7 protein-coding genes are annotated in these 6,166 nt (G+C 71.5%); 5 read left to right on the plus strand and 2 right to left on the minus strand.

Going from position 1 to position 6,166, the window contains the following annotated elements; translation table 11 throughout:
• Positions 1 to 613: lysophospholipid acyltransferase family protein (locus AOK24_RS27475; RefSeq protein WP_055722748.1), on the minus strand; the 613-nt coding region annotated here is incomplete at its 3' end.
• Between the two features lie 283 nt (positions 614 to 896).
• Between AOK24_RS27475 and AOK24_RS27480 the strand changes: the two genes are divergently transcribed.
• The 4 genes from AOK24_RS27480 (at position 897) to AOK24_RS27495 (ending at position 4,028) form a co-directional block, all read left to right on the plus strand.
• The gene (locus AOK24_RS27480; RefSeq protein WP_079057012.1) at positions 897 to 1,256 is read left to right on the plus strand and encodes a TlpA family protein disulfide reductase; all 360 of its coding nucleotides are present in this window, start codon (positions 897 to 899) and stop codon (positions 1,254 to 1,256) included.
• Between the two features lie 211 nt (positions 1,257 to 1,467).
• Positions 1,468 to 1,977 (plus strand): flavin reductase family protein, encoded by a 510-nt coding sequence (locus AOK24_RS27485; protein ID WP_055722743.1) that lies wholly within the window; start codon positions 1,468 to 1,470, stop codon positions 1,975 to 1,977.
• 220 nt (positions 1,978 to 2,197) lie between these two features.
• The gene (locus AOK24_RS27490; RefSeq protein ID WP_055722744.1) at positions 2,198 to 2,986 is read left to right on the plus strand and encodes an electron transfer flavoprotein subunit beta/FixA family protein; all 789 of its coding nucleotides are present in this window, start codon (positions 2,198 to 2,200) and stop codon (positions 2,984 to 2,986) included.
• 79 nt (positions 2,987 to 3,065) lie between these two features.
• Entirely contained in the window at positions 3,066 to 4,028 is a 963-nt protein-coding gene (locus AOK24_RS27495; RefSeq protein ID WP_055722745.1) for an electron transfer flavoprotein subunit alpha/FixB family protein, read from the plus strand.
• A 72-nt stretch (positions 4,029 to 4,100) separates the two neighbouring features.
• Here the strand turns inward: AOK24_RS27495 and AOK24_RS27500 are convergent, their stop codons facing one another.
• Positions 4,101 to 5,030, minus strand: a complete 930-nt coding sequence (locus tag AOK24_RS27500) for an endonuclease/exonuclease/phosphatase family protein (protein WP_055722746.1) — start codon at positions 5,028 to 5,030, stop codon at positions 4,101 to 4,103.
• A 239-nt stretch (positions 5,031 to 5,269) separates the two neighbouring features.
• Between AOK24_RS27500 and AOK24_RS27505 the strand changes: the two genes are divergently transcribed.
• A partial coding sequence (locus AOK24_RS27505) for a DUF6986 family protein (protein ID WP_055722747.1) occupies positions 5,270 to 6,166 on the plus strand: 897 nt, incomplete at its 3' end.

The raw sequence follows: 6,166 nt of genomic DNA on the forward strand, positions 1-6,166 counted from the left end.
CGGCCTCCAGGAGCTCCTGGACGCGCTCGCGGAGCTGGCGGGTGATGGCGCCCGCGTACTTGTCCTTGGAGGCTTCCAGGGCCTCGCCGACGCGGATCGTGATCGGGATGTGGCTGCGCTTGAAGTTGCGGGGGTGGCCCTTCGTCCAGAGGCGCTGGGTGCCCCAGACGGCCATCGGGACGAGCGGTACGCCCGCCTCCTGGGCGAGCCGCGCGGCGCCGGACTTGAAGCTCTTGAGGGTGAACGACTGCGAGATCGTCGCCTCGGGGAACACGCCGACGATCTCACCGGAGCGCAACGACGCGAGCGCGTGCTGGTAGGCGGCCTCGCCCTGCTTCCGGTCGACGGGGATGTGCTTCATGTTGCGCATCAGGGGGCCGGAGACGCGGTGGCGGAAGACGGACTCCTTGGCCATGAAGCGCACCAGCCGCTTCTGGGGGAGCGCCGCGAGGCCGTCGAAGATGAAGTCCAGGTAGCTGATGTGGTTGCTCACCAGCACCGCACCGCCCGTGCGCGGGATGTTCTCCGAGCCCCGACAGTCGATCTTGAGGTCCCAGACCTTGAACAGGGTCTGCGCGAGACCGACGGCGGGACGGTACACAAGCTCTGCCATGGGTGAGGCGGACCCTTCCTTCTCTCAGCCTGGGAAGGGAAACTCCCGGCGGACAAGTTACGCAGCCGTAGGTTTACGGCATGTCGCAGATCGTGCCCCAAGAACGTGCGGCGGGCCAGTCCTGGTTCCTGACCGCGTCGGAGATCCTCGTCACGTCCACACCTTGATCCACCTCGGGCTTTGATCCTTTCTTTACTCCGCGCGGGCCGCGACGCGCCGGGCGAGCAGGGACAACTCGCAAAGCCGGGAATGTTTGCCGCCTCGTGAACGCTTCAGCCGCTGAGTGCCGCACAGGCGGCACAGTGGGAGGGCACGCGTGCGCGCACGGGACGACGGCAGACGGCTGGACGCGGCGGCGCTCGGCGCCGAACTCGGCGAGCGGGCCACCCTCGTCCAGTTCTCCAGCGCCTTCTGCGCCCCCTGCCGGGCGACCAGGCGGACGCTCGGGGACGTGGCCGGCATGGTCCCCGGCGTCGCCCACATCGAGATCGACGCCGAGCAGCACCTCGGCCTCGTACGGGAACTCGGCATCCTCAAGACGCCGACCGTGCTGGTCCTGGACGCCGGCGGGAACGTCGTACGGCGGGCCGGCGGCCAGCCGCGCAAGGCGGACGTCATCGCGGCGCTGGGGGAGGCGGTGTGACGGGCGGGCATGTGACGGAGCGGCAGCTTCCAGATCCCGGAACGCCCTTGACTGGACATGCCACCTATCGTCAGCCTGACGTCATGCCTGAGGAACTCCTTCTCTACGGACGGGTCCACGTCGACCTGGCCCGGAGCACCGCGAGCGCACGCTGTCCGGGCCGCTGAGCACCCCGGACCCCGCTCGTCACTTCCCCCCGAAGGACACCCTGATGACGGCCTCGCCCGACCTCGCCGCCGCTCAGCCCGCCTCCCCCGACCTCCTGCGCTCCGTCTTCCGCCGGCACGCCGCCGGTGTGGCCGTGATCACCGCCTCCGGCGAGCACGGCCCCGTCGGATTCACCGCCACCTCCCTCACCTCCGTCTCCGCCGAACCCGCGCTGCTCTCCTTCGGCATCGGTACGGGCGCCTCCAGCTGGCCCGCGATATCCCGCGCGGAACACGTCGGCGTGCACCTGCTCGGCGAGCACCAGGCCGACCTGGCCGCCACCTTCGCGCGCAGCGGCGCCGACCGCTTCGGCGCGCCCACCGCCTGGCACGAGGGCCCCGAAGGCGTGCCCGTCCTGGACGACGTCCTCGCCTGGCTGGTGTGCCGCGTGCACACGCGCGTGCCCGCGGGCGACCACCGGATCGTGCTCGCGGAGGTCGTTCTCGGCGACCCCACGCGCGCGGGACGGCCGCTGCTCTACCACCAGGGGCGGTTCAACGCGCTGCGTGACTGAGATCGCTGCCCGCCCCTCTGCGGGGCCGTCGGGTTCCGGTTACGCTGCGTTGCGAAGGTCACAGTTCAAAGCGCTTGCTTAGCGGGCATGAACTGGTTGTACTGGTGAGTAATATTCCTGGCGGAGGCGGGCCGCCCCCGATCCGGGAACGGCCTCTTCAGGCGCCTATGCTGCCTGTAAGTAGGCAGCCGAGAACTGACGATGCAGTAGGAGAGCCGGCGTGAGCTTGAGGATCGTTGTCACTGTGAAGTACGTGCCCGACGCCACTGGCGACCGGCACTTCGCCGATGACCTGACCGTCGACCGGGACGACGTGGACGGTCTGCTCTCCGAGCTCGACGAGTACGCGGTCGAACAGGCCCTCCAGATCTCCGAGAACTCCGACGACGACGTCGAGGTCACCGTCCTCACCGTCGGCCCCGAGGACGCCAAGGACGCCCTGCGCAAGGCCCTCTCCATGGGTGCCGACAAGGCGATCCACGTCGAGGACGACGACCTGCACGGCACCGACGCCCTCGGCACCTCCCTGGTCCTCGCGAAGGCCATCCAGAAGGCCGGTTTCGACCTCGTCGTCTCGGGCATGGCCTCCACCGACGGCGGCGGCGGTGTCGTCCCCGCGCTGCTCGCCGAGCGCCTCGGCGTCCCGCAGGTCACGCTGCTGTCCCAGGTCGAGGTCGAGGACGGCGTCGTCAAGGGCCGCCGCGACGGCGACGCCGCGTCCGAGCAGCTCGAAGCGTCCCTGCCGGCCGTCGTGTCCGTCACCGACCAGTCGGGCGAGGCGCGTTACCCGTCCTTCAAGGGCATCATGGCCGCCAAGAAGAAGCCGGTCGAGTCCTGGGACCTGTCCGACCTCGACATCGAGGCTGAGGAGGTCGGCCTGGACGGCGCCTGGACCAAGGTCGACGACGCGACCGCGCGCCCGGCCCGCACGGCCGGCACGATCGTCAAGGACGAGGGCGAGGGCGGCAAGCAGCTCGCTGAGTTCCTCGCGGGCCAGAAGTTCATCTAGGCCCCGCGCGCGGGGCAGCGGTTTCGGCCGGGCCCCTTGCTGACCGCCCCTCAACTTCGTTTCGCAGGAGAGCATTCCCATGGCTGAAGTCCTCGTCTACGTCGACCACGTGGACGGCGCCGTCCGCAAGCCCACCCTCGAGCTGCTGACGCTCGCCCGCCGCATCGGCGAGCCCGTCGCCGTCGCGCTGGGCGCCGGTGCCGCCGCCACGGCCGCCGTCCTCGCCGAGCACGGCGCGACGCGCGTCCTGACGCACGAGGCGTCCGAGTACGCCGACTACCTCGTCGTCCCCAAGGTCGACGCCCTCCAGGCCGCCTACGCCGCCGTCTCCCCGGCCGCCGTCCTGGTCTCCTCCTCCGCCGAGGGCAAGGAGATCGCCGCCCGCCTCGCGCTGCGCATCGAGGCCGGTCTGATCACCGACGCGACCGACCTGGAGGCCGGCGCCGAGGGCCCGGTGGCCACGCAGGCCGTGTTCGCCGCGTCGTTCACCACCAAGTCCCGTGTCGTCAAGGGCACCCCGGTCATCACCGTCAAGCCCAACTCCGCCGCCGTCGAGGCCGCCCCGGCCGCGGGCGCGGTCGAGGACCTCGCGGTGTCGTTCTCCGCCGCCGCCACCGGCACGAAGATCACCGGCCGCACCCCGCGCGAGTCGACCGGGCGTCCGGAGCTGACCGAGGCCGCGATCGTCGTCTCCGGCGGCCGTGGCGTCAACGGCGCCGAGAACTTCGCGATCATCGAGGCCCTCGCGGACTCCCTCGGCGCGGCCGTCGGCGCCTCCCGCGCCGCCGTCGACGCCGGCTGGTACCCGCACACCAACCAGGTCGGCCAGACCGGCAAGTCCGTCTCGCCGCAGCTCTACATCGCCAACGGCATCTCCGGCGCGATCCAGCACCGCGCGGGCATGCAGACGTCCAAGACGATCGTCGCGGTCAACAAGGACCCCGAGGCGCCGATCTTCGACCTCGTCGACTACGGCGTCGTCGGCGACCTCTTCGACGTCGTGCCGCAGCTCACGGAGGAGATCAACACCCGCAAGGGCTGATCTCCGGGTGGTACGGGGCCCTGTGACCGGTGTGGCCGGTCGCGGGGCCTCTGCCGTGTCGTGCGGGGGGCGTCATGTCAGGTCCACGCTCGCGCACACCGGCAGGTGGTCGCTCGGGTACTGGTGCCCGCGCGTGTACGTGTCCATCCAGGCCCTGCGCGCGCGTACGCCACGGGTGGCCATCACCCAGTCGATGCGCCGGCCGTCCGCCACCAGGCCGCGGTAGTTGTGGAACGTCCCGAACTGCGGCCCGCGCGTGAGGGCGCTGTCCCAGGTGTCGACCAGGTCCGCGCGCAGGAGCGTGTCGTACACCTCGTTGTCGTGCGCCGCGACGTTGAAGTCCCCCAGGAGCAGGGCGGGGTGGGAGAGCGCGCCCATGCGGGCGGCGATGAGGGACGCCGCACGCGCGCGTGCGTACTGGCTGCGGTGGTCCAGGTGCGTGTTCAGGACGGAGAACTCCCGGCCGGGGTCCAGCCGGTCCCGGAACCGCACCCAGGTGCACATCCGGACGAACGCCGCGCCCCAGGTGTTCGACGCGAGGTCCTCCGGCGTGTCCGACAGGGCGTACGTGCCGTGCGCGAGGGGCGTGAGCCGGGCCGTGTCGTAGTAGACCGCGAGCGACTCGTCCGTCGTACGGCCCTCAAGGCCCGTGCCGATCCACGCGTACCGGGGCCCGAGGTCGGCGGCGATGTCCAGGATCTGGCTGTGCACGCCCTCCTGGGTGCCGACGACGGACGGGGCGGCCCGCAGGAGCAGTTCGCGGGTCACGGGGCGGCGCGCGGCCCAGCTGTTGGGCTCCCGGGTGCTGGCGAAGCGGAGGTTGAAGGTCATGGCCCGTAACGGGGGGACGGGCTGTACGGGGCGTGCCGACTGGTTCGAGGGCCCGGTCTCGTCGACGTGGGCCTGCGAGGCCCGTACGGTGCCCAGCAGCGGCACGGCCAGGGTCGCCGCCAGCGCGGTCCTCAGCCCCGCGCGCCGCGTCACTTTGCCGGTGCCCGCCATGTGCGCCCCCTCCCCTTGGGGGATCAGGATGAGGGTGGGAACCGCTGTGCGAAAGAGGGTCCGGGTGAAGAAAAGGATCAGCGGGAGTGAACCGTTGCGAGGGTCCGCAACGATGAAGGGGTACGAGGCGGGCCGAGGGGACCGCTGAGTGGACGGGGTGTTGACCGGCGGCAAGATCCGTTGTTGGCTTCCGTCGCTGGAGTATTGATTCCGTAGAGCGGAAAACTGGAGGGTGCGGGATGGGGTCAGAGCAGCAGGAGCCGGTCGTGACGAGCCTGGCGAGCGCCGTCGGCGAGGAGATCGCCGCCCGGCTCGCCCCGGTCGACGCGGAGCTGGCCCGCCGCTACCCCGGCGACCCCGGCACCCGCCAGCCCGTCCACACCGTCTACGTCCCCGGCGACGTCTTCGCCGCCGACACCGTCCGCGCCTGGGGCGACCGCGCGCTCACCGCCCTCGACGAACACGCCCCGGACGCCGCCTCCTTCGCCGCCGTCCTCGGCCTCGCCGACGACCTCGCCGAGCCCGTGTACACGCGCGTGCGCGCCAAGCTGGAGCGCGAACCGGTGGAAGACCTGCGCATCGACTTCGAGGACGGGTACGGCCCCCGCCCCGACGCGGAGGAGGACCGGCACGCGGCCCGGGCCGCCCGGCTGGTGGCGCGCGCCTACCAGGACGGCACCGCCGCCCCGTACACGGGCATCCGCATGAAGTGCATGGAGGCCGCCGTCCGCGACCGGGGCATTCGCACGCTCGACATCTTCCTCAGCGGCCTCATGGAGGCGGGCAGGCTGCCCGACGGCCTCCTCCTGACCCTTCCCAAGGTGACCTACCCCGAGCAGGTCACCGCCATGGTCCGGCTCCTGGAGGCGTTCGAGAAGGCCCGCGGCCTCGACAGCGGGCGCATCGGCTTCGAGATCCAGATCGAGACCAGCCAGGCCGTCCTCGCCGCCGACGGCACGGCGACCGTCGCGCGCATGATCGACGCCGCCGAGGGGCGGGCGACCGGGCTGCACTACGGCACGTTCGACTACAGCGCCTCCCTCGGCGTCTCCGCCGCGCACCAAGCCAGCGACCATCCCGCCGCCGACCACGCGAAGGCCGTCATGCAGGTCGCCGCGGCGGGATGGTCGCTGGCT

It is taken from the genome of Streptomyces niveiscabiei, assembly GCF_001419795.1.
In the GTDB taxonomy this organism is placed as follows: domain Bacteria; phylum Actinomycetota; class Actinomycetes; order Streptomycetales; family Streptomycetaceae; genus Streptomyces; species Streptomyces niveiscabiei.